Raw genomic sequence first — 22,091 nt, 5'->3', positions numbered from 1 at the left:
GTGACGGCGGGGCACCGTGCTCGGGGCCGGTACAGCCGCAGCCGAAGGCCCTGCTCACGAGCGTGGGCGAAGCTGCAGCGGGCGCAGCGCCTCGTCGATCACGGCCCGCAGCCCCCTGTCGTGCACCCATACATAGGTCCCGAGCATCCCGCGCGTCATCAAGACGACGTAGATGTTCACGACCAGCTCGACCAGGTCCTCGTCGGTCGTGGTGATGCCGAACTTCGGGCTGCTCTGTTTGCCCTTCGTGTCGAAGTAGTTGGAACGGTCGACAACGATCCGCTGCGCTTCAGCGTCCCACTTCAGCTCCGGCCCGATGATCACGCCGGCGTAGTTCAGGTCGTATCCCTGCACTGTGTGGATCGACCCGACTTCGTCCGCCGAAGTCGACGAGTTGATCCAGTCCTTGGCGGTGCGGTTCCAACTCATCGCGAAGTCATCGCCGATCACGATGTCGTGCTGATCCGGATGGTGGCGGGAGACCCACTTGTACCCGTACCCGGCCACCATGCGCGAAAGCCCGAATTCTGAGTCGCGGTCCGCTATCGCCGTGCGCATCTTGGCAGCGGAGTCGAACAGGCGGAAGTCGTACTCGCCCATATCCACGAGGGCTGGCCGCCTGCCCGAAACCAACCCGCGCACGTACGAGACATAGTCAGTGCCCGCTTTCACGCGCATCTGCGTCATCAGACGGTGGAAGCGATGGTCATTCTTCGCGTCCGAGATCAGCGCACGCTGGGTCTCGTACGAGATATCCGCCGGGCGCACGGTCTGTCCATCGTCGAGGAAGAAGATCTGGTGCTTGCTCTTTCGTTTCACCCAATCGACCTGGGTGAACGCGTAGTCGTCCCGCTTGAACAGCGCTCTGTTGACCTCGCCGAAGCGCGTCGTCAGGGTCGGGTGCGCCTGGCTCGCGCGCCGATTCAGCCTGTGCGCCTCGTCGACGACCAGCAAGTCGAACTCGCCCTCATGCTTCTCGAGGTCCCACGGGGTCAGAACCATCGATGCTCTGAGCCCGGGCGTCCGCTTGAACACACGCTTCACGGTTTCGCGGAGCGACTGTTGGGGCACGATGAATCCGATCTTGAGCCCCTTCGCCTTGTCGCGGTAGCCGCTCATGAAGAAGTCGGAGAACACGGAGTCGGCCTCGAACGCCTTGACGTCATCGGCGACTCCGATGTCACGCAACAGCTTGATCAGATAGATGGCGACGATCGTCTTGCCTGTGCCTGCCGCGCCTTGGACGACCGTGGTGCTCGTGCGAGTCCTCTCGCCCGTCCGCGCTGCGTCGTCGCGGTCGAACTTCTCCGGAAGGTCCTCGAACAGCGCCTCAAGGATGCTCTCGACGGTGGCCCGCTGCCCTGGCTCCAGCGCTTTGAACGGCGACAGCTTGAACATGTCGCTGTTCTCGATCTCGTGACGTGACTGCGCGAACAGGCCTTCCGCCCGGAGCTGCTCGAACACGTCGGCGAATGTCTGCTGATAGGACGCGCGCTCGTAGTATTCGGCGTCAGTCACGCCATCGTTGCGGTTGCGCACCAGGCGCACGCCGTCGCCGCTGAAGTATCGGATGAGCTGCGACTCGAGATCGAGGCAGGCCGACTTGTTGAATCGCTTGCCCAGCACGATCCGGTACTGCTTCATCGCTCGGTTGCTCGACTTCGGGTCGCGATGTTGACGCATCCGCTTCGCTGCGTTGAGCGTCTCCCCTACGTAGACAGATCTGTCGTCGTTCAGCACGTAGACGACCGGCCAGTTCGCGAGTCGATTCCCGGCGCCTCCGAGCGCCTCAATCGCGGTACCGGTGAACGGACCGCGGTTGATCTCAAAGCTCGTCATACTTCGCGCTCCGCCCGCGGGTCTTGCCCACGGGATACTTCGCGCGAGTCTTCTCCAACTTCGCCCGGATGATCTCGAGCGGGTCGGCACCGAGCCGGTCCGCCAGCAGGAGGCAATACGTCAGGACGTCGGCGAGCTCGTCGAGCACCTCGCCGCGCTCGTCGTCCGTCGGCACGCCCCACTGGAAGTGCTCGAGCAGCTCCGCCGCCTCGATCGAGACCGACTTGGCGAGGTTCTCGGGAGAGTGGAACTGCGCCCACTCGCGCTCGGCTACGAACTCCTTCAGCTCTTGCTGCACGGCTTCGATCGACACGGGGTCAGTGTATCGGTGGGGTCGGACGGAAGCGTCACGCCGAACCATGGACAACTAGTAACGCTACGCGTTATCATTGCTGTGATGATCCGCTCGTTCGCGAATGCCCTGACTGAACAGGTCTGGCGGCGCGAGCGAGTCAGGAAGTTGAGCATCGAGCTGGAACGACAGGCGCACCGCAAGCTGCTGATCCTGAATCGCGCCGCGAACCTGAACGACTTGCGAGTGCCGCCCGGCAACCGGTTGGAGAAGCTCTCAGGAAACCGCGCCGGGCAGCATTCGATCCGCATCAACAACCAGTTCCGCATCTGCTTCCGTTGGACGGCGGACGGCCCCGAGGAGGTTGAGATCGTTGACTACCACTGAGGAGAACCTGATGAACGACAAGGCATTCCCACCGATCACACCCGGTGAAGTGCTGCTTGAGGAGTTCCTGCGACCGATGGGCATCTCCCAGTACCGCTTGGCGAAGAGCATCGGCGTGCCCCCTCGCAGGATCAACGAGATCGTGCACGGCAAGCGCCGCATCACCCCTGACACGGGAGTCCGGATCGCCAAAGCTCTCGGCATGAGCGAGCGCTTCTTCCTCGATCTGCAGCTCGACTATGACCTGGCCGTCGAGAAGGAGGCACACCAGGAGGAGTTCGACGCGATCGTTCCGCTGGTGACGTAGACGGATCACGCCCCACCAACGAAGTGTGCGAGATCAGCGCGGATCACCAGAAGAACGCGGACGTACGGTCCCTCACGCGCCCCTGGCCTGGGCACAGGCGATCACGCTACCTCCAGGCGCCATGATCGTAGAAGCCTGTGAAGTCTGGAAACAGATTCCGTTCCGTTCTGCTGTACGTCTGCTTCAAGTAGCGACGAAGTTTCGCTTTGAACTGCGGACTGATCATGATTGCGACGAACGGGAGGTTCATCGGGTACCCGCGACCACGTTCCCGATTGAGAGTTTCTACGAGCGGCTCAGCGGGCGGTGGCGGCACGTCTATCTTCAAGCTTGCCATGAGCTCGCCGCGTGCAGGATGGGAGCTCGCTAGAAAGTACCCCTCTTGAGCGCGAAGACGCGGGTTCGGCAAGCTCGAGCTGACGATGAAGGGCGTATCCAGATCGAGCCCTTGACGTCGCATCTTGTCGAGTGGCTGGCCCGGTGCTCCCACCGTTCTAAACACAGTCTGGGGTTGACTTTCTGACGTCGCTTCTCGTCTATACCAGCTCATATTGATCGCGATCAGCAGACCAGATCTAGCCAAGCCGGACTCGTCATGCGATAGCGCAGCGGTTGCAAACCAAAGTGCCGTCATCGGGTTGCTGGTGACGTCAATCAACCGCGTCGGCACACGGAAGTGCTGAAGATCAGCAAGCAGTTGAAGATCGTCCACGAATTGGCCGCCTTCGACGCCCAGACCCCATCTTCGCGCTTCGCGCAGAATCTGCTCTTCCCGCTCCAACAGACTGTCCTCTGTAACGACGCGTCCTTCATCTGCGAGGTGCCGATGCAACGAAGACGACAAGGTGAAATCTGCGGACGCGAGCCCACGCCAGGCAAAACGGTGATTCGTGCTGTGGGTGCTTACGCGAGCGATCATCGCCATGACCTCGGTCGCGGAGTTCGGCGACACGTACCATCCGGTGCCCCGCCATCGTCGTGCGCTCATGACTCGTCCTGTCGGGTTCCAGAGGACTGACTCAGATTCGCAGCAGGATTAGGCACCACCACCCACGACCTCTTCAGCGGCCACGACCGTATCGTACCCGCCGTACTGTCGCAGCCCCTCGTGCGAGTCGATGCCCGTGTACTGCAGCGATGCATCCTCGTAGCGACGGAAGGCGAAGATCGCCTGGTTCATGTGACCGGCGTTGAAGACACCGAGGGAGACGAGCAGGTCGAAGTCCTCGATCGTCAGGCCGGTCACGGTGCGGAACAGCTCTGGTTCGAGCTTGCGGATCACGTCGTTGAGGGTGTGCTCGCGGTAGTCCGTGAGGTACATGAACGCCGGGATGCGCGTGGCGAACTTGACCAGCTTCTCCTGGATCTGCTTGCGCTTGGACTTGTATTCCTTCTCCTCGGCCGTCAGTTCCTTCTTCTCCGACTTGTCGAGGTCGTCGCCCTTCTCCTTCTTGGTTTTCTGCACGGCCTCGCTCTTGTTGACGACGGTCTCGAAGACACCGTCGCCGAGCGCGCGAAAGCCCTCGATGTTCATGATCGCGGCCATGGCGTCGGAATTGCTCATGATCTTCTTTAGCGTGAGGTTGTCGACGTTGACGAGCGTTGCAGACTCCCACCGCCTCGCGAGCAGGGTCGCCGAAGTGCCCGCCATCGCGATGTCGAGGATCTGCCCCGCGTCGACCTGAGTCATGTGCGACCCGTCGTAGGCCAGAACGGGGAGGAAGCTCACCAGCTCCGCGACGGCGTGCTCGGGGTTGGGCGTCTCAGGCGAGAGGCCTTGGCCGTACTCGCTGATCTGCCGCAGTGCGCGGGTCGGCGCGAAGTCGAAGACGAAGCAGACGGGCTTGAGGATCTCTTCCTCGTTCGGGTCGTCACCATTGGGATTCCGGATGGTCCACGGAGACTGCACGCGGAAGGCCGCCTGAAAGTAGGTCTCTGGCGCCTGCAGATTGCGGAGCATGAGAATGGACGACCATTGAGGAACGGTGACCCCAGTCGTCAGTTTGCCGACCGTGAGGGTGATGCTCTTGGTATCGTGCCCGCTGCCGATCGCCTTCCGCACGGGCGGCAGCGCGTCCAGCCCCACGCCCGTTCCCGGGGCGGACACGTTGACGACCGTGTAGTCGTGCCAGAAGGTGTTCTGCCGCTCCGCGAGCAGATTCTCCATCGCCGAGCAGGATGCCCGATACGGAAGCATCCAGATCGAGTGCTGCAGGTACGGCAGAAGGCGCGTGTCCGAGTACGGCAACGGCGGCTTCGTCCCTGCCTTCAGCGCGTCGACCTGCGTCGGCAGGTGCGCACCGCGGACGATGTCGAGCCACTTCTGCACCTCGTCCTTGTGCACGAACTCGGCGTCGGCGCCTTCTCCCTTCGCTTCGAAGAAGGTGTTCAGATCGAACTCATCGAACTCGCCCTTGCTCGCGACGACGAGCAGCTCCTCCGGCATCTGATAGGTGAGCAGTCGCATCTCGGGCAGCGCGGCATAGGGATTCTTCGTCTCCGGGTGCGCCTTGGCGAACCTTGCCTTCGCCCGCTGCTCGTCGCTGTAGGTCCAGTTGAAGATCTGTTCCTCGATGAAACGACCTTCCTTGAGCACCTTGAACGGCGTGCCCGAGAGGTACAGGTACGCGTTCGCCCGGATCGGGACGAACGCTTCGGGGTCGTCGCCGAGCTCCTCGACGTGCTCAGCGAAGGCATCCTGGTCCTTGTCAGTCTTCGCCTCAGCCTTCGCAGTCTGCTCGTCCTCACCCTCGAAGAGTTCCTTGGCTGCGTCACGCCACGCGCCGAAGTGATACTCGTCGAACACAACGAGATCCCAGGCCAGGTTGGTCAGCCACTTATGCTTGGCCTTGAAATTGCCCGCGGCGTCACGCCCCATCAGGTCCTGAAACGATCCGAAGAAGACGAGGGGGTAATCCGGATCCATCGTGCTCGGGTCTCCGCCGGTCGCACGCGAGAGGTACTGCCACTCTTCGAAGTCGGCATGCGACTGCAGGTCGGTGCGCCATGCATCTTCGACCGCGGGCTTGAAGGTGATGACGAGCACCCGTTTCGCTTCGAGTCTCTTCGCGAGCTGGTAGGTCGCGAAGGTCTTCCCGAAACGCATCTTCGCGTTCCAGAGGAACTCGGGGACGTCGTCGGCGTCATCCGCCCAGATCGACTGGAAGTACCCGTATGCCTTGTCGACCGCGGCACGCTGCTCGTCGCGCATGCCAAAGGTTGCGTAGTGCGTCCCGCCCGCTGGCTTGCCTTGACGCAGCTCCGTGATCGCCGCGCGCACATCGTCGAGATCGCACCGCATCCACTCGAGCTGGGTGTTCTCGAAGCCCTTCTCCTTCAGGCGGGCGCGAACCTCGTGATCGGTGATGAGAGACCCGTCGGCTCGGTCCGCGGGCTCGTCGAGCACGATCGTGAAGTTCTGGATCGCCGCGGTTCTGAGCTGCTGCGCGACGCGCGCCTTGACGTCCTGTGTTGTCTGTCCGACCTTGAGCAGGCCGGAGTGCGCGTCGTCGTGGATCGCGTATGCGTAGATCCGAGGTCGAGCGTCGGGTTTGGCGACGAAGACGACTCGTGTACCCTCAGTCACTGAACTCGTCCTCATTTACTGGAGTGTCGCCGACATGCGAAGCCACCTGCGTTTCGATGAAGGCGATCTCCTCGGAGGTCAGGCCGTACCGAAGGTAAAGCTTCGCATCCGTCCACTCTTGATCAAGCGGAAGGTCCGGGACGAACGCATAAACACCGCGCGCCGCATCTTGCGTCGACTTGCGTAGGGATACCAAGAAACGCACGAACCGAGTTCGTAGATAAGCTGCGTACAGATTGGCCACCTGCCGGGAGTCAAATCTCCCGGCGACCAAGTAAGTCTCAGTGCATGCTGTCCCAGGACCAGCAATGATCGGTTTACTCAAGAACTTCGTCTCGACCGCGGCGCTCGTGCCTTGAACACGAGTCATCAGTACTTTCCAGTCGTCGACCCAGTTCCGATTTGCCGGAAGATCGTCCCGCTCCGTCCAATCGACTCTTTGATTGCCAAACAACTTGACCGGATCCTCCAACCCAACCGGAGAGCTTTCCCCTCGATAGTTGGTAGCCAACCCAAATGGCTTTCGACTGGACACTCGAGAGTCAAGCGTCGGCTCGCCCTTCGCCCGGACTTTCTCAAGGATCGGTACGGCTTCATTCCGACGTACGAGAACGTCGTAGGCGTTTAGGTAGCGCTCCAAGCTGGGCCCGAGCGACTTGCCGTCCCACATCGTCTGCACTGCACACGGGCCGTCATAATCGCGCTCCCAAAGGAAGTACGAGACTCCTCCTCTAATTTTGACGCCGGGAAACCCGTCATACAGCTTCGGAAAGTCAACTAGTGTGCGCAACCGATGTTCGTTCAGCATTTTCTGCCGATAACCGTCCAACCCTTTACCACCCGCGAACCATCGAGATGGCGTGACGAAAACGGCAAACCTAGCATCGAGCGACAGAGCCTTCTCAACAAACAGCTGATAGATCGGCGCGGCGCTGGTTCCGAAACCGCCATCATCGAGCTGATACGGCGGGTTCCCAATGATCACATCGAACTGCATGTCGCCCCCAAACAGCTCGGCGACGCGAGCCTTGATGTCGTCAGTGTGAATGAAGGCATAGGCATGACTCTCGAGGTCATCTCCACGCCCGTACGCGTCTTCCTGCGCCCCGCAGAACCTGCACCGACGCCCCACAACCACCGGATCACCTTCTGCGTCGAGCAGATCGTGCTTGGGCCTGCCACCCACCCAGATGTGCTCGGTCCGCTCGAACCACACGTTCCCCCAGTCGCGGTCGAAGGACTTCGCGATCGAGTGCTTGCCCGTCGCGTCCTTCGAGCAATACAGGCTGCGCCTGGCGAGCAGCGCCGTTAGCTGAGTGATCCCGATACCGAAGACCTGCTTCGTGAGGATGTGATCGACTCGCTCGTCGAGGTCCGGAATCTCGTCCGCGAGTCCGTCCGTGAGTCGTCGCGTGATCTCCCGCAGGAACACTCCCGACTTGGTGAACGGGTCGAGGAACGTCACCGACGAGTCGGACCAGATGCTCGCCCCGTCGTTTGCTTCGGCCCACGCTTCCTCGAGGGCGTCGAGCATCTGGTTGGCGAGGCCGGGCGGCGTGAACACCTCATCGTTCGACAGGTTCGCGATGCAGGTCAGAACGTCAGGGTTATGCGTGCGGAACCCCGAGACGACAGGCTCGTCGATGATCGGGGCGCTCATGAGGCCAGCTCCGAGACCGTCATCGCGGGGTAGGTCCGCACGGGCGTGAAGATCTCGTGCTCCTCGAACCCGTCGAACAACGTCCCCTGGAACGAGGAGCGCTGAGTCAGGCTGTCGTAGGCGAAGTCACGACGCTGGTACCGGCCGCGCCCGAGATATCCCCACTCCGGGAAGACGATGGGTTCCCGCGTCGACGTCGTCATCTCGAGGGCGTCACCCTGCACGATGTTCGCCGCGAGCACGACGTCCGCCGCACGGATCCACTCATCCGGGGCGTCTGCCTTCAGGAACCGGGCGAAAGTACCCGAGAGGTTCGTGCGGCACTCCTCCGCGTTGTCCGCCAGGAGCTCGATACCGTACACGCACATCAGCGCGAACAGGCCGTAGTGACGCCGCTCGAAGTCGCTGCGCCCGTGCCTCACCTGCACCGCTGCGAGCTTCCGCTCGAGCACCGGCACCAGGAAGTTCCCCGATCCACAGGCGGGCTCGAGGAAGCGCGAGTCGATCCGCTCGGTCTCCGACTGCACCAGGTTCAGCATGTCCTCGACCAGCCAGCGCGGCGTGAAGACTTCACCATGATCCGCGACTCGCTGCCGTGACTTGACCAGCTTCTCGCCGCTCACGACCGTGTACTTTCACCCTGCATGTTGCTCAGTGTACTTATACCCGGTGACATTCACTCTGGCGCATGCCACCGGTGCCGACGACGCTAGAACGATGCCTCGCGTCCCGTCCCCTGCCGCCGCTCACATCGGCGCGCACATCGCGGAACTGCGCAGGCGCCGATCGATGACTCAGGACCAGCTCGCGGTCACCAGCGACATCGACTCGTCGAACATCCGCAGCTACGAGAACGGGCGCGCGATGATGAACGTGTTCTCACTCGTGCGCATCGCGGAAGCGCTGGAGGCCACGCCGGGCGACCTGCTCGACGGAGTCACGTCGGAGATGTTCGCGACGGATCGGCCGGATGCGCGGAGGGCGCGGCCACTGCGGCGATAGTGAAGCACGAACGACACAACGCCCCGCGCAAGGCGAGGCGTTGTTGGGTGCGAGAGGTCTGATGACACCCCGCGGCCGCGCAGACTACATATCCAAGTCCGACGACAACGAGGGTTGCACGAGTCTTTAGATGCTCAGCTCGAACTGCTCCCCGTCAGGCAGCGTCGAGGTACTGACGCAGCGCGTCACGCATGATCTGGGGCGCGCTCGAGCCGTCATCCTCTACCTGCTCGATGAGCGCCTGGTACTGATCAGGGTCGAGCCGCACTGCCACGGTCTTGGCCGGCCCGTCGCCCATCGCCGGCCGCCCAGCCTTGCGAGGTGTCATTCCTGGGATTCCTGCTTCTGCGTTGGCCACCAGGCGCGCAGTCACGTCCTCCGTGACCTCCACGCCGCCGACAGTGTCGTAGCGCTTGCTCATCGCGCCATCCGCAGCAGATCGACCGTGCCGTTCGCAGTATCGCGAGCCCATTCGCGCCGGGCGGAGTCGCACGTCCTGGTTCAGATGCGGCGAGCCTGCCTGGAGTCCGCAAACGCGATCTACGGGATAAGTCGCGCCTCAGATCACGGCGTCATCCCTCCAGCGCTCAAGGTCCCAGCAGCGCGGCAGGCACAACCGCGACACCGTCCTCTCGCCTGTACGCATGCGGCCCCGTGGTGACGACCAGTTTGTCAGCCAGCCGTTCCCCGATCTGGCGGTGCAACCAGTTCAGATGCTTCACGTCGTCCTTCTCCACCGACGGGGCGATCTTGACCTCGATCGCCACCACGCGCCCATCTCTGCCTTCCACGATCAGGTCGACCTCGTGCCGACCTCCGTCGTAGGTGCGAAGATGCGCGACACGGGCGTCATTCGCTTGAGCGTATGTGCGCACGCTGAGCGTCACCAGATCCTCGAACAGCGCGCCTAGAACACTGTCGCTTGCGACCGCGACCTCGCCCTGCTCACCACGCAGCACACGTGCTCGGTTCAACCCGAGCAACCGCACGGCCAGAGCAGGATCCGCCAGATGATGCTTCGGTGCTGTGATCAGGTTCTTCACTCCGGCGCCCACGGGCTGCCACGGCTCCACAGGGTCCAGCAAGTGCAGTCCGGTGAGCGCATCGCGATAGAGCAACGTCGTCGACTGCGCGGGTTGCGAAGACCTGTCCTCCGTCGCAGCCGCCAGGATCTTCGAGTACGCAGTCGTCTGCGAGGTAGCCGCGGCGTAGGCACGCAACCAGGCTCGCAGCGTCTGCGGTTTCCGCACGGGATAGCCCTGCTCAGGGAACTCCCGCTCCACGACGTTGTCGAGATAGGCGTCAAGCGCACGCTCCCGCACCCGTTCCGGGCGAGACCGGATGCCTGGAAACCCCGATGCTGTGATCTCTTCCACATACTCGGGCAGTCCGAGCGGACTCTCCCCCTGGATTGCGGTACGACCGCCACCGCTGAGCAGCGTCGTCAAGCTGACGGTGGGAGCGACCAGGCCGCGTTCAACCAACGACAGCGGGCGCATGTGCAAGGGCACGATCCGCGCGGCACCAGAGTGAATTCGGGCGCCGCGCGGCGCCGAGGATCCGGCCAGTACAAAGGTCCCGTCGGCGACGCCGTTGTCGACGGCGCGCTTCACCATGTCCCATACCTGGGGCAGCCGTTGCCATTCATCGATCAGGACAGGTCCCCGCTCGCGAGTGAGCCTGTCCGCGTCCGCAGCAAGCGCTTCTCGGGTGGCATCATCGCTCAGATCGATGATGGCGTGCGCCCGCTGTGAGGCTGTTGCCGTCTTGCCGACACCTTTGGGTCCATGCAGCGAAACAGCAGGCAGAAGCGGCTGGAGCTCATCGAGCTCAGCATCCAAGACGCGGCGCGAGTAGATGTCCGCCATGAGTCCATCACACCTCTCAACAGATTTCTACCAGGTGTTTCAACAGCATCATACCGAACATCTCAACAGTTCTCTATCGGTCATCTCAACTATCCGACACTGCGTCTCCCACGAACATGCGACGGTCCGGTGCCCCGCCCGCGCAGGTGCCGCTCAGCGCGCAGGAAGCATCCGGCTGACTCGCACCCAGAAATATCACAAAACGATAACTACAATTGGCGTAATGGCTCCGCTGGTGGAAGAGACCGCGCCGTCGTCCGACGCGACCTCGGCGCGCTCCCGCGCGGCCTCATCCGGTGCCGCGTCGGGCGGGAAGGCCACGGGCGGCGCGAACTGGCGCCCCGACATCCAGGGCATGCGCGCCCTCGCCGTGGGGCTGGTCGTCCTCGCGCACGTGCACCTCGCCGGCTTCGAGGGCGGGTTCGTCGGCGTCGACGTGTTCTTCGTCATCTCGGGCTTCCTGATCACCCAGCTGCTGCTGCGCGAGGTCGACAAGACCGGCACCGTCTCCATCTCGCAGTTCTACGTGCGCCGCGCGCGCCGCATCCTGCCCGCGGCGACCTTCGTGACGGTGTGCATCCTGATCTACGCGGCACTCGCACTGCCCACCGCACGCCTCGGGCAGAACACCCAGGACTCCGTCTGGTCGGCCTTCTTCCTCTCCAACTGGGGCTTCGCCGCTGACGACACCGACTACTTCTCCACGAACGCGCCCAGCTTCTTCCAGCACTTCTGGTCGCTCGCCGTCGAGGAGCAGTTCTACCTGCTCTGGCCGCTGCTGGTGCTGGCACTCGTGCCGCGCATCCGGAAGCGCACCTTCGCACTCGTGGCCGGCGGTCTGCTCGTCGCGTCACTCGGCTGGTCGATCTTCTACACCGCGCACGACGCGGCGCCCGCGTACTTCAACACCCCGGCGCGCGCCTACGAGCTGATGGTCGGGGCGATCCTCGCGTGCGTCATCGCAGGGCCCCTTCGCTCACGTTGGCGCCACCTCGCCGGCTTCGCGGGGATCGCACTGATCATGTACGCGGCACTGACCTTCAACGAGGCCACTCCGTTCCCCGGATCGCTCGCGCTCATACCCGTCGTCGGCACTGCGCTACTTCTCGCCGCAGGGCCCGACACCTTCACCGGCCGGGTGCTGTCGTGGCGCCCGCTGCGCTACATCGGCGATATCTCGTTCTCGCTCTATCTCTGGCACTGGCCGGTGGCGCTGGGCGTGCAGCAGGTGATGCCGCACACGGCACCGTTCCTGCAGCAGGCGGGCCTGACCGTCGGCATCTCGGTCGCGCTCGCGGCGCTGACGTTCCACTTCGTCGAGCGTCCGTTCCAGCGCAAGCAGGTGCCCGTGTTCTCGGTCGACAAGCGCACGCTGTGGCTGTGGCCGATCAGCGTCGTGGTGATCCTCGCGATAGCGTTCGCCGCCTCGAGCTGGGGAGTGCACCGCCAGGCCGTCGAACAGCAGCAGGCCGCGGAGTACTTCGATGAGCACGGCTATCAGGATCTGAAGCCGACGGAGGATCCGGATGCGGTGCAGGAGGATCTCGAGGAAGCGGTGAACGTCGCCGAGGACGGTGCTCCGATCCCTCCCGACTACAACGGCGAATCGCTGAGGGAGGACAAGTGGACCGATCTGGTCTCCTCCGACTGCTACGCCGGTGACGGTGAGCAGGACGCCGACGTCTGCTTCTTCGGCGACGCCGACGCCGACGCCACGATCGCCCTCGTCGGCGACTCGCACGCGGCGATGTGGGCTCCGGCGCTCGACCTCGTCGGCAAGCAGCACGGGTTCCGGCTGGCGGTGTTCGTCAAGCTCGCCTGCGGCGCGTACGACGTCGTGCAGGACGGCGACAACCACAGCGCTGAGGACTGCGACGAGTTCCGGAACTTCACGCGCGACGAGGTGACCGAGCTCGATCCGGATGCCGTCATCCTCGGCGCCCGAGGCATGCTCAATATGACCGACCGCGACGGTCAGAGCGTCGACGAGCAGTGGCGCGCGGGAGTCTCGGAGACCGTCGACTTCTATCAGGGCGTGTCATCGCGGGTCGTCGCGCTGGGCGATGTTCCCGCCCGCCCCGACGCGACCCCGCAGGACTGCGTGGAGGAGCCCGGTGCCACGCAGGAGGGCTGCGTGGTCACGGGCGAGAGCATCGAGAAGCACAGCAACGACATCACCCACCACGAGGTCGCCACCGCCGGTGCCATCTACCTCGACACCGAGCCCTTCGTCTGCGTCGAGGACGAGTGCCCGCTCTTCGCCGGCGACGTGCCGCTGTACGTGGACGACTCGCATCTGAACCGACTGTGGGTGGAGCACGTGGCTCCTGCGTTGGGGAAGGCGCTGGATGAGGAGCTGCCGGGGGGCTGAGCGGGGCCGTGCGGGGCGCGTGAACGCGGGGCCGCGGCAGATGAATCGCCCCGGGTTTAGTGGAGGGCGAGTTCTCCCAGCGCCGGCTGGTGCTGGGGGTTGATCTCACGGTAGTACTCGTTCTCCTTCTCGATGGGTGTGAGGTAGCCGATCGATGAGTGGAGCCGGTTCTCGTTGAACCAGTGCACCCAGGAGAGCGTCGCGAGTTCGAGCTCATCGGCGGTCCGGAACGGGCCGTCGATCTTCACGCACTCGGTCTTGTAAAGCCCCACGACGCTCTCTGCGAGGGCGTTGTCGTAGCTGTCGCCGACCGTCCCGATCGAGGCGATCGCGCCGACGTCTGCGAGCCGTTCGGAGTAGCGCAAAGCGGTGTATTGCGACCCTGCATCGGAATGTTGGATGACTCCGGTGACGTCCTCGCCCGCACGGTCGCGGATCCAGAGCGCCATCTCGAGGGCGTCCAAGGGCAGGTCGGTGGGCATCCGGTCCATGGTCCGCCAGCCCACGATCCGACGGGAGTAGACATCGGTGACGAACGCGGTGAACGCCATCCCCGACCACGTCGGAACATAGGTGAAATCGACCACCCAGAGCTCGTTCGGCCGGTCAGCGCGGAAACAGCGTTGCACGTGATCCGGCGGCCGGGTGGACGACGAATCGGGACGAGTGGTGACGAACTGCTTGCCGCGGCGGACACCACGCAGGCCTTGTTGCCGCATCAATCGTTCGACCGTGCACCGGGCCACGATGATCCCTTCGCGGCGAAGCAGGCGCCAGACCTTCCGGGCGCCGCTGACCCCGCGGCCCAGCTTCCGGTCCCAGAACACCCGTTCGATCTGCACGACCAACTCCGCGTCGCTCTCCGCCCGTGCTGAGAGCGGCCGTTTCTTGAACGCGTAGTAACCGGACGGGGCGATCGGCACGGCATGCTCGGTCAGCACCCGGCAGATCGGCTCGACCCCGAACCGGTCACGATGATCGTCGATGAACTGAACTACCACGGCAGTCGCGGGTCGAGCTCCCGCGCGAAGAACGAGGACGCCGCCAACAGAATCTCGTTCGCGCGCTTCAACTCACGGTTCTCCGCCTCGAGTTGCTTGATCCGAGCCGCGTCGCTCGTCGTGGTCCCGGGACGCTCGCCCGCGTCGATTGCGGCCTGCTTGCACCAGCCACGCAGCGTGTCGGCATTGACCCCGACACGCTGCCCAATCCGGACCACCGCCGCATTCAACGACAACTCCGGATCCTCTTTCCTGGCCTCGGCAACAAGCCGCATCGCACGCTCACGAAGCTCCTGCGGATACCTCCTCGGTGCTGGCATAGGTCTCATCCTCTCGGGGAATCAGACCCTCCACGAGACCCGGGGCGATTCAGAATTCTGCGGTTCTCATGACCACGACACTACCAGGTAACCACCAGCTGATACCGGCCACTCCGGGGGCTTCTGGTCACCAGTCTGGTCACCTTTGATGGCTCTTCGGAAGAGGACCTTGGCGCTGGACGCTCCGGCCTGATTGCAGCGGAGCCTAGCCTCTCCGCTGAAAAATAAGGCTGCGCAACAAGCCCTCGAAGTTGCCGACGGGGCCGTGCGCCATCGCTCGCTAGTATCGACACATGCCCGACGCTGCCCTGCCGAAGTTCTCAACCTTGCACTTCGGCCACCTCGACGCCACGCAGGAAGCCGCCGACGCCCCGGAGCTTCTGCGGGATGGGTATTACGACTATCGCCAGGCAGTGCAGGGAATCCTCGAGGGCGCGGCTTGGCTGGTCCTCGGGCCGAAGGGGTCCGGAAAGTCGGCCGTGTTGGAGAACATACGACTCAACTGGGAGTCGCGATGGAATCGCTTCTTCACCTACTGGAATCTGGCCGGCTTCCCTGTGAACGACGTCGCAGGAATTACTACGGGTCAGTCGCGGGGAGGGGCACGCGCGCAGGCAGCATGGGAGTTCATCCTGCTTCTGCAAGTTCTAGAGACGCTCGATGCGGACGAGGGACTGCGGGCGCCTGCCACGTTCGGAGCGATGGTCAAGGCACTTCGAGCAAGCGGGTACCTCAGCACCAACTGGACTGCAAACGTGTCCCGATGGTCGAGCACCAAGCTGAAGTTTGATGCGAAGGTGATTGGAGCAGAGGCACAGTTCGATGCTTCAACGATTACCCCGCTAGACGTCAGTCACTACGTCCGCCAACAGATCACGACGACAAAGACTGACAGCAAGCACATCCTCGCCATCGATGGTCTCGATTCCTTCTTCTTCGAGGCAGAGGATGAATGGACGTCTCTAGCCGGATTGATGCAGGCGATCTGGACGATCAATCGCGAGTTGAGAGAAGCCTCTCTTCCTGTTTCCATCGTCGTCGCCGCCCGCTCTGACATCGTGGACCTCCTGCCAGGGCCGGAGATAAACAAGTTGAAGCCGCACGCTGTGCATCTCGACTGGCACGCTCACGGGATCGGCGCTGACAACCACCTGTGGAAGCTTGTCTCACGCAAGGCAGCGGTCGGCAAACCCGAGGTAACGAGCGTTGTTGGCCAGTATCTGAGCCGCCCCGTCGTGATCGGACCACATCGGAACCTCGCGGAATTCTTGCTGGACCACACTCGGCTGTTGCCGCGCGATCTAGTGGCGCTTCTTGGGCACCTGCAACTCGAGTACGGCGGCAACGGGAGAGTGCCTGAAGACAACGCCAAGCGGGCGGTGCGTAACTACTGCGAGCAGTACTTTGTGGGGGAGATATTCGACAACCTCGCGGGAGTGCTGCCAGCGGGGAACGCGCGCCAGGTCGCGAGTTTCAAAGATGCTCTCCGGACCGCCCCGACGCGATTGTTCACCTTCCAGTACATGATCGATGAACTGGCCGGCGAGCTCGATCCCTCCCAGATAAAGAGTCTGCTAAAGCAGATGTTTGAGACAGGTGGGATCGGGGTAAAGAACGGGCAACACACCGACTTCGTCTTCCGTCGCACCTCCGGCGCAGGGTTTACCACCCGGTACGAGTTCATGTTGCATGATGCGCTCACACGCGCATGGAACCGGCCCTGGACCTAACACGCACAGCAGCCCCGACGACTTCGAGCGGCAACCCGTAAAGATCGCCTGGTGCACTCCATGTACAACAAGGTCTCTTCCCGGCCGGGGAACGGTTCGGTTTCATCGCAATGAGTTTCCAGACCGACGCAACCAGAGAGTCAATAGAGGCCCAGTGCCTTCAGTACGCAACATTTCGGCAGTACGCGTCAGGTCTTGGTCCGGTCTCCGCGTTCGGCGCTTGGCAGGGAAGTCAATCCCCCTTTGATGTCTTCCTGTACCTCGACAACAAGTGGGAGTTCGATCCGCGGCTGGACGCCGCAGTCACGAGAGCGTGGCTCCGTAGGACGCAAACTAGCTGACGAAGGGCACTGAGCACCCGACCTGTGGAAGTACCGTCACTAACCGACCTTATTCATCCAGTTGCTGGAGCCTGACGGCGCCGTGGTCCCCTGCGGCGGCGAGCCCGTCAACGATTCGGTGGTATTGGTTCTTGACCTTCCCGACGATCGCGCTGGCGCTACGAAGGTCAGTCAGCCATTTTTCAAGAAGCCAAAGGTGGTTCGCGATGAGGTCGAAGCGGCCGTCGATGATCGTTTCGATCCACGTCAGCGCGACAGTCGTCTGCCACTCAAGGGTAGTGCCTTTGGCAAACTTGACGACTGCGTCGACAGCTTTGGCCTGCCCGCGCGCGATACGCAGCCAGCGGTCAGGGAGCTCGCCGAGGGCGGCCGGTTGAATCCAAGCCACGTGGCATCTGGCCAGCGTGCCGTCGATGTCTGGGTCTGCCGATCTTGGGCTGGGGGTGGGGAGCAAGGCCGCTGCCATGTAGTCGAACCAGTGCCGTTGCGATCGAAGCTCGGTTCCATCCCCGATGGTGTCCAAGGCGATCCTGAGTGCCCAGGACCAGAAGTCCGCCAAATGTGCCCGAAGGCCCTCGTCGTAGGTGAATACTGTCGCGAACCCGTCGAAGAGGAGATGCAGGGCGTTTAAGTTTGCTGCGAAGGTCTTGATGTACGACCCGACAATGTCGCGGTCGCCATCCAGCGCGACCTCGATCATCCGACGAGCGATGGGTTCGTGCGTGATGTGTGCGTGGTGGTCATACCCTTCCTTCCACCAGTGAGCGAGGCCTCTACGGTGGGCGTCCCACAAGGGGGCCCAGAGTGCGGCTACTTCGTTCTGAAGGCAAGGGACGTTGCGGGCGTCGATCATGCAGGCCAGCGGCATGCGTAGCCGGTTGACCAGTAGGTCGTTGTCGGAAACGAGGAGTAGCGAGTCGTGGAATGGTGGCGGCAGCGGCTCATGCTCTCGCCGCTGTCGGTCTCGATTCCATGATCCGAGCCGGCAGTCGATCAGGCCTGCCGTTCCTGCGGCCCAGGCCGGGGCGTGCCGACGACAGGAGTTGGTATCCACGTCGAAATCGCACGGTGCACCCCAAACCGGAAGGGTGCCTTTGACGTAGTTTGCTCTTACCTCGTCGAAGACACTGGTCCCAAGGGAGCGCACGCAACGCTCGATCTGCTGGCGGTCCAGCCCCAGGTCGTCGAACGGGGCGAGAAGGAGCAGCGGCACAGACGCGGCTGCTGCTCTGTCTGCACCCATCGAGAACATCGAGCCGCTGTACTCCATCCCGTCGACCCGTGGGTTCTCGCCAGCCCAGATAACAGCGCCCGCCGCCCAGGCGAGGTCAGACCGATCCAGGTTGACCAGGCCCATGGCTTGACCGTGTACTGCGGCCGCCGCGACGGCAACCAAGGCATTCTCAGGACCGTAGAAATTCTTCGGCGCTGTCTCCTCGTCGTCCATCCGTCGGGCGACGGCAAGGTCCTCCTCGAGGTATTCGACTGGCCAGTTCTCGGGATCATCGTTGTAGCGTCCGTAGCGATTCTGGAGCGTGTACATCAAGTTGGTCGTCTGCAGCTCCTGGTTGCTGGGAGCGAGGATTTGTTCGATTTCAGCGGGGCGTTCGAACTCGATTAGAAGTCCGTCGGGAGTCGAGTTGGCGCGGTAATTGTTGAATCGGAATTCAGCAGCCCAGCCTTCGATCATGGCGATGTACTCCGCATCGCCCGCTGCGCCAGTAAGAGTTGCCCTGGCGTTGTCTACGAGGCGAGTCCCGACCTCGACAAGCCGGGCGAGACGCTTTTCATCGCCATTGACTTGCGCGTTAACCACCATGCCAGCCACGGTCTGGTGCGGGGTATTCGATCGGCGGTCGCGGCCCGCGAGCTTGTCTGCGTCCGGGTCACGCACATAAAAGTGCTCGCCCACGACACGGGATGTCTCAAGGTGCCAGATCTCGGGGCGCTCGAAGAAGGCGTCAAGGAGATCACTGACCTGGTCGGGGTGTCTCGTGAGGAACCCGACGAGAAGCCCCGGCACGGCGAGGTTGTGGCAATCGCGCAGGAGCAGTTCGAGGATGGTTCGTGCCGGGATGTCCAAGCTCTCCAGCATGTGGTCAATGAATCGCTCAAGAGCAAGCAGCGCGCTCATGCACGGGTACGGCCCAACGCTCGATCCCCGATACCAGGCCCAGACGTGGCTATCGCCGATGTAACGACGCATTCCAGTTCCAGCTACGTCCAGCTCGCTGCCGTCGGGCTCGGCGGCCTCCTGCGGCTTGTCGCCGAAACCGTAGGTCTTCTCGACGCGCACTCTCGCCGCATGGTCCAGCATTCGGTTGATGAAGCCGATTGCCTCACGGGGAATCGTGTTCAGCAACCTGAAGAAGGGCCCGTAGTACCACGCAGCTCCCGGGATCCCGAAACCGACGCCGAGTCCATGCTTGAAGTCTCGAATGCCATCGTCGAGGCTGCCCCCGCGCCAGTGGTCGTCTGGGTCGGGAAGCTCGATGTAGTAGGCCTCCGCAAGGTCCAGCAGCAGCTTGGGCCGTGCTTGCGACATGCTTGCAACGACAGCGAACGACTCTACAGCCGCATTCAAGTCTCCCGGCCGGTCGCTACCAACCTGCCGCAGCCACGCCTCTGCCTTGTCGTCGATGTCTGTGCCCAGACAAGCGAGAGCCTCTATGGCGAAGTCATCGTAGAGCGGCGGATTGCCAGCGAGGATAACGTCGCGGACTTCTTGACGAAGAAGGTCCGGCTGCGGAATAACTGTCGCCATTCCGCGTAGCCAAGCCAAGACGAGATCACGGATGACCTCGTGGACGGTCCGGTGACCGAACTGCGGACTACGCCCAATCTTGGGCCGCTCACAAAATGCAACCTTCACCAAGGGCGCAAGAGCAAACGCGTCGCCGATCGTCCCGTGGACGTACCGCACCTCGGCGAGGCGCAGCAGAATACCGAGGCCAGCTGAGCCGTTGTCGGTCAGGGTCCCCCACAGCTCGCGGAGGGCCGGCTCCGCATCCCCCAGAGTGAGCAAGGCCTCGTAGGGGACTTCCAACCATCGATCACCCTGGGCGCTGGCAATCTCGCCCAACCTCGCCGAGAGATTGGCCCAGGCGTTTAGGCGGTTGGGGCCAAGCAGCGCGGCCTGGCACCCGAGGCGAGCGGCGCGGATGGACCAGCGCGGGGCCCCAGCAGAGCTGAGAGCATCCCACCCTTGCGTGATAAAAAGTCGGCACAGAGCGAAATCGCGGAACAGGTCAGTGGCGAACTCATCCCCGGGAGCGATCGCGGGATTGACGGGTGCCCGGAGGACTCCGTCGGAGCGCAACTCGGCGGCCCCGGTGCCGTGAAGAGGGCCCGCAGCGATGCCGAGGGTCTGCCTGGCGACACTCAGCGTGGCCTGATCGCGATCGTCCGGGGACGCCGCTCCTGGAGGGTGGATCTCATCGCGGCGAATAAGACTCCGCCACACAGTGGAGTACACATCCGCCTCGCACAGCAGATCGCCAGGATCGAGAGCGGTGCCGGTCCGCAGAAGCGCATCGACCAGTCCCGGGCGTCCAAGCACCCAGCTGGCGCGCGCATCAACGCCCAGGCGTGTTAGCACTGTGAACGCCTTTGGAAGAGCCTGACGCTCGTCGTTGGTCAGTGGCCCGACCGTGTGCTCGCCCGGCAAAAGGCTTGACCCCACCAGTTCGAGGGCTCGAGCCATCTCCTCACCAACTTGGCGTGAGCCGTCGGTACGTGCGACGCTGACCACTCCGAAGCCGGCCCGCAGGCCGGCTTCAGCGATCGCGCGGAACACTTGCCCCTTGCCTTCGAGAACTGACTCGGCGCCGTCCACGAGGAGAAGCCGCACAGGTCCCACGGCCCCGGATCCCATGACGTCATTGAGTGAGTGACCACCCAGCTGAGCCTCGAGTTCCATCACGGTGACCGGGAGGTCGCGCAGACTGAGGCTGACGATGGCCGCGCCGTCCTTCTCGAGGGCCTCCACGACGCGCAGGGACAAGGCCGACTTCCCGACGTCCGGGTCACCGGTGATCACTAGGGCGCCAGCGGACTCGCCTGCGGACCGCATGGCGTCGATGAGCCGCGACCTTTCACCGGGGCGCTCAAGCTCGAGCGCCTGCTGGCCCGACCGAAGAACTGGGCGAACAGATTCACGAAGTCGGGTCCCTAGCCGATCGAACAATCCCCAAGCGGATGCGAACGACGCAGACCTCATCAGCGGGTAGTTGCTCAGCCTTTGTCGAACCAGCGCTTGGGTGAGCACAGCCCCCTGCGGCGCCCATTCACCGACAAGCTCCTCGAGACGAGAGAACAGCGCATCCGCCGCCGCTGGGGTACCGTCAACGAGCACCCGCTGTAGCGCGCTGACCGCTGCCGTTCGGTCGGCACGATCCGTTCGCTCGAGGCGAAGGTTGCGTGTGCTGAGATGCGAGAGAAGCCGCCACGTGAGCTCCTCCGCAGCCAGCCCCTTGGCTGAGAGCAGACCCTTTGATGCCCGTTCCACCAGGCTTTTCAAATGGTCATACCGACCACGGACGGCGACATTGGTTCTTCCGGATTGCGCCAAGCGAGCAATCAGGTCAGCCGATGTCGGAAGCGCAAGAGCAAGCTCCGCCAACTCTGCGAGCTGGGCAACCGCGTTGGCGTTGGTGGACACTGCAAGGACGAGTTGCCACCTCCCCGAACGCACCTCGGTCCACTGGTCCGTCACGATCGCTAAGAAATCTCGGACTAGGGGGACTGACGCATCGTCGCTCGCAGTCAGGAGCGGGTTTCTTCGCACAGCTATAGAGGCTCGATGCCGTTGACCATGAGCATCTCGGCCTTCGATAACGATGTCGTCAGCATCACTCAGATCGCTGGCCTGGAGCCGAATCGAGTCCACCCCTTTGGCATCGCCGAGTTCCGGAAGTACGTCACCCGCGAGGAGGCCAGCAACGAGGCAGGCGGCGTACGAGTGCTCCAGACGGACGCCGCCCCCGCCCGTCGAGTACGGGCTTGACCCAGTCGAGGTTCCCCGGTCACCGGGTACGGCTTCCGCCAACCATGCACTGATGGAAGGGTTCGAGACAGCGAGCTGCCACAGGGTTGCCCGTCCCGACTTCCGTGAGGTGGCGAACCCCGCTTCCGACAACGTGGACAACGCGTCGTTGGCTGTCGTCGGCGACACCCCCAAGGCGGTCGCGACTTTGCGGCCGGACAGCGGGACGGTGCTCTCAGCAAGCACCCTCAAAGCGCCGAACTCGGTCGCACTGAGTGTCGCCTCGAGCGACTCTCCTGCCGTTGCCATGCGCACACTTTACCGTATATGTCCAAAATTACTGGACATATACGGTAAAGGTGTTTGAGACTTCATCCTCGTCGTTCCTAAACAGCTCGCGGGC

At 63.1% G+C, this 22,091-nt stretch carries 16 protein-coding genes and 1 other annotated feature; of the genes, 6 read left to right on the top strand and 10 right to left on the bottom strand.

All coding sequences use genetic code 11. The features are described from left to right. Positions 1-54: 54 nt before the first annotated feature. Both DZG09_RS04815 and DZG09_RS04810 read right to left on the bottom strand, forming a co-directional pair. Entirely contained in the window at positions 55-1,839 is a 1,785-nt protein-coding gene (locus tag DZG09_RS04815; RefSeq protein ID WP_119696529.1) for a DUF2075 domain-containing protein, read from the bottom strand. Beyond that, on the bottom strand, positions 1,826-2,152 hold the full coding sequence (locus DZG09_RS04810; RefSeq protein ID WP_119696528.1) for a nucleotide pyrophosphohydrolase: 327 nt from the start codon (positions 2,150-2,152) through the stop codon (positions 1,826-1,828). The genes DZG09_RS04815 and DZG09_RS04810 overlap by 14 nt, the downstream gene beginning before the upstream one ends. Positions 2,153-2,236: 84 nt before the next feature. On the opposite strand from DZG09_RS04810, the gene DZG09_RS04805 reads away from it, so the two are divergent. Both DZG09_RS04805 and DZG09_RS04800 read left to right on the top strand, forming a co-directional pair. Next, positions 2,237-2,518 (top strand): type II toxin-antitoxin system RelE/ParE family toxin, encoded by a 282-nt coding sequence (locus DZG09_RS04805; protein WP_119696527.1) that lies wholly within the window; start codon positions 2,237-2,239, stop codon positions 2,516-2,518. Between the two features lie 10 nt (positions 2,519-2,528). After that, positions 2,529-2,825, top strand: coding sequence for a HigA family addiction module antitoxin (locus DZG09_RS04800; RefSeq protein ID WP_119696526.1), 297 nt, complete (start codon positions 2,529-2,531; stop codon positions 2,823-2,825). Between the two features lie 106 nt (positions 2,826-2,931). Here DZG09_RS04800 and DZG09_RS04795 read toward each other — a convergent pair whose 3' ends face one another. The 4 genes from DZG09_RS04795 to DZG09_RS04780 are packed head-to-tail and all read right to left on the bottom strand — an operon-like array spanning position 2,932 to position 8,694. Then, positions 2,932-3,813: an FRG domain-containing protein gene (locus tag DZG09_RS04795; RefSeq protein WP_119696525.1), complete on the bottom strand. Its 882-nt coding sequence runs from the start codon at positions 3,811-3,813 to the stop codon at positions 2,932-2,934. A gap of 48 nt (positions 3,814-3,861) precedes the next feature. After that, positions 3,862-6,411, bottom strand: a complete 2,550-nt coding sequence (locus tag DZG09_RS04790) for a GIY-YIG nuclease family protein (RefSeq protein ID WP_240423703.1) — start codon at positions 6,409-6,411, stop codon at positions 3,862-3,864. Then, positions 6,404-8,071 (bottom strand): Eco57I restriction-modification methylase domain-containing protein, encoded by a 1,668-nt coding sequence (locus DZG09_RS04785; RefSeq protein WP_119696523.1) that lies wholly within the window; start codon positions 8,069-8,071, stop codon positions 6,404-6,406. The genes DZG09_RS04790 and DZG09_RS04785 overlap by 8 nt, the downstream gene beginning before the upstream one ends. Next, the gene (locus tag DZG09_RS04780) at positions 8,068-8,694 is read right to left on the bottom strand and encodes an N-6 DNA methylase (RefSeq protein ID WP_119696522.1); all 627 of its coding nucleotides are present in this window, start codon (positions 8,692-8,694) and stop codon (positions 8,068-8,070) included. Before DZG09_RS04780 ends, DZG09_RS04785 begins: the two co-directional genes overlap by 4 nt. Positions 8,695-8,788: 94 nt before the next feature. Here DZG09_RS04780 and DZG09_RS04775 point away from each other — a divergent pair, with 94 nt between their 5' ends. After that, the gene (locus DZG09_RS04775) at positions 8,789-9,073 is read left to right on the top strand and encodes a helix-turn-helix domain-containing protein (RefSeq protein ID WP_119696521.1); all 285 of its coding nucleotides are present in this window, start codon (positions 8,789-8,791) and stop codon (positions 9,071-9,073) included. Between the two features lie 154 nt (positions 9,074-9,227). Here the strand turns inward: DZG09_RS04775 and DZG09_RS04770 are convergent, their stop codons facing one another. Both DZG09_RS04770 and DZG09_RS04765 read right to left on the bottom strand, forming a co-directional pair. Beyond that, positions 9,228-9,494 (bottom strand): ribbon-helix-helix domain-containing protein, encoded by a 267-nt coding sequence (locus tag DZG09_RS04770; protein ID WP_162893160.1) that lies wholly within the window; start codon positions 9,492-9,494, stop codon positions 9,228-9,230. 166 nt (positions 9,495-9,660) lie between these two features. Then, a complete protein-coding gene (locus tag DZG09_RS04765) occupies positions 9,661-10,941 on the bottom strand; it encodes an ATP-binding protein (protein WP_119696519.1) in 1,281 nt (426 codons plus the stop codon). Positions 10,942-11,164: 223 nt separating this feature from the next. Here DZG09_RS04765 and DZG09_RS04760 point away from each other — a divergent pair, with 223 nt between their 5' ends. Then, positions 11,165-13,312: an acyltransferase family protein gene (locus DZG09_RS04760; RefSeq protein ID WP_119696518.1), complete on the top strand. Its 2,148-nt coding sequence runs from the start codon at positions 11,165-11,167 to the stop codon at positions 13,310-13,312. A 56-nt stretch (positions 13,313-13,368) separates the two neighbouring features. Here DZG09_RS04760 and DZG09_RS04755 read toward each other — a convergent pair. Continuing rightward, positions 13,369-14,633 (bottom strand): IS3 family transposase gene (locus tag DZG09_RS04755; protein ID WP_240423702.1). Its coding sequence is split into 2 segments (ribosomal slippage): positions 13,369-14,342 and positions 14,342-14,633, totalling 1,266 coding nucleotides; the frame shifts between segments, so codons are not numbered across the junction. Beyond that, positions 14,221-14,349: a sequence feature (AL1L pseudoknot), on the bottom strand. Its footprint overlaps the gene before it by 129 nt. Before the next feature lie 293 nt (positions 14,634-14,926). On the opposite strand from DZG09_RS04755, the gene DZG09_RS04750 reads away from it, so the two are divergent. Beyond that, on the top strand, positions 14,927-16,363 hold the full coding sequence (locus tag DZG09_RS04750; RefSeq protein WP_119696517.1) for a P-loop ATPase, Sll1717 family: 1,437 nt from the start codon (positions 14,927-14,929) through the stop codon (positions 16,361-16,363). A gap of 390 nt (positions 16,364-16,753) precedes the next feature. On the opposite strand, the gene DZG09_RS04745 is transcribed toward DZG09_RS04750, so the two are convergent. Further along, positions 16,754-21,418 (bottom strand): hypothetical protein, encoded by a 4,665-nt coding sequence (locus DZG09_RS04745; protein WP_162893159.1) that lies wholly within the window; start codon positions 21,416-21,418, stop codon positions 16,754-16,756. Between the two features lie 87 nt (positions 21,419-21,505). Between DZG09_RS04745 and DZG09_RS04740 the strand changes: the two genes are divergently transcribed. After that, positions 21,506-21,709, top strand: a complete 204-nt coding sequence (locus tag DZG09_RS04740) for a hypothetical protein (protein WP_119696515.1) — start codon at positions 21,506-21,508, stop codon at positions 21,707-21,709. Positions 21,710-22,091 lie beyond the last annotated feature (382 nt).

Source organism: Microbacterium halotolerans, from assembly GCF_003569805.1.
GTDB lineage: Bacteria > Actinomycetota > Actinomycetes > Actinomycetales > Microbacteriaceae > Microbacterium > Microbacterium halotolerans.
Note: the sequence above shows the minus strand (reverse complement) of the source record. Positions and strands in the feature narration are given on the sequence as shown.

Bases quoted from the DNA above. Each gene is read 5' to 3' on its own strand.
- DZG09_RS04785 (WP_119696523.1), bottom strand. From the start codon at position 8,071: ATGAGCGCCCCGATCATCGACGAGCCTGTCGTCTCGGGGTTCCGCACG.
- DZG09_RS04805 (WP_119696527.1), top strand. From the start codon at position 2,237: ATGATCCGCTCGTTCGCGAATGCCCTGACTGAACAGGTCTGGCGGCGC.
- DZG09_RS04750 (WP_119696517.1), top strand. From the start codon at position 14,927: ATGCCCGACGCTGCCCTGCCGAAGTTCTCAACCTTGCACTTCGGCCAC.
- DZG09_RS04800 (WP_119696526.1), top strand. From the start codon at position 2,529: ATGAACGACAAGGCATTCCCACCGATCACACCCGGTGAAGTGCTGCTT.
- DZG09_RS04775 (WP_119696521.1), top strand. From the start codon at position 8,789: ATGCCTCGCGTCCCGTCCCCTGCCGCCGCTCACATCGGCGCGCACATC.
- DZG09_RS04770 (WP_162893160.1), bottom strand. From the start codon at position 9,494: ATGAGCAAGCGCTACGACACTGTCGGCGGCGTGGAGGTCACGGAGGAC.
- DZG09_RS04740 (WP_119696515.1), top strand. From the start codon at position 21,506: ATGCCGTTGACCATGAGCATCTCGGCCTTCGATAACGATGTCGTCAGC.
- DZG09_RS04815 (WP_119696529.1), bottom strand. From the start codon at position 1,839: ATGACGAGCTTTGAGATCAACCGCGGTCCGTTCACCGGTACCGCGATT.
- DZG09_RS04765 (WP_119696519.1), bottom strand. From the start codon at position 10,941: ATGGCGGACATCTACTCGCGCCGCGTCTTGGATGCTGAGCTCGATGAG.
- DZG09_RS04795 (WP_119696525.1), bottom strand. From the start codon at position 3,813: ATGAGCGCACGACGATGGCGGGGCACCGGATGGTACGTGTCGCCGAAC.
- DZG09_RS04760 (WP_119696518.1), top strand. From the start codon at position 11,165: ATGGCTCCGCTGGTGGAAGAGACCGCGCCGTCGTCCGACGCGACCTCG.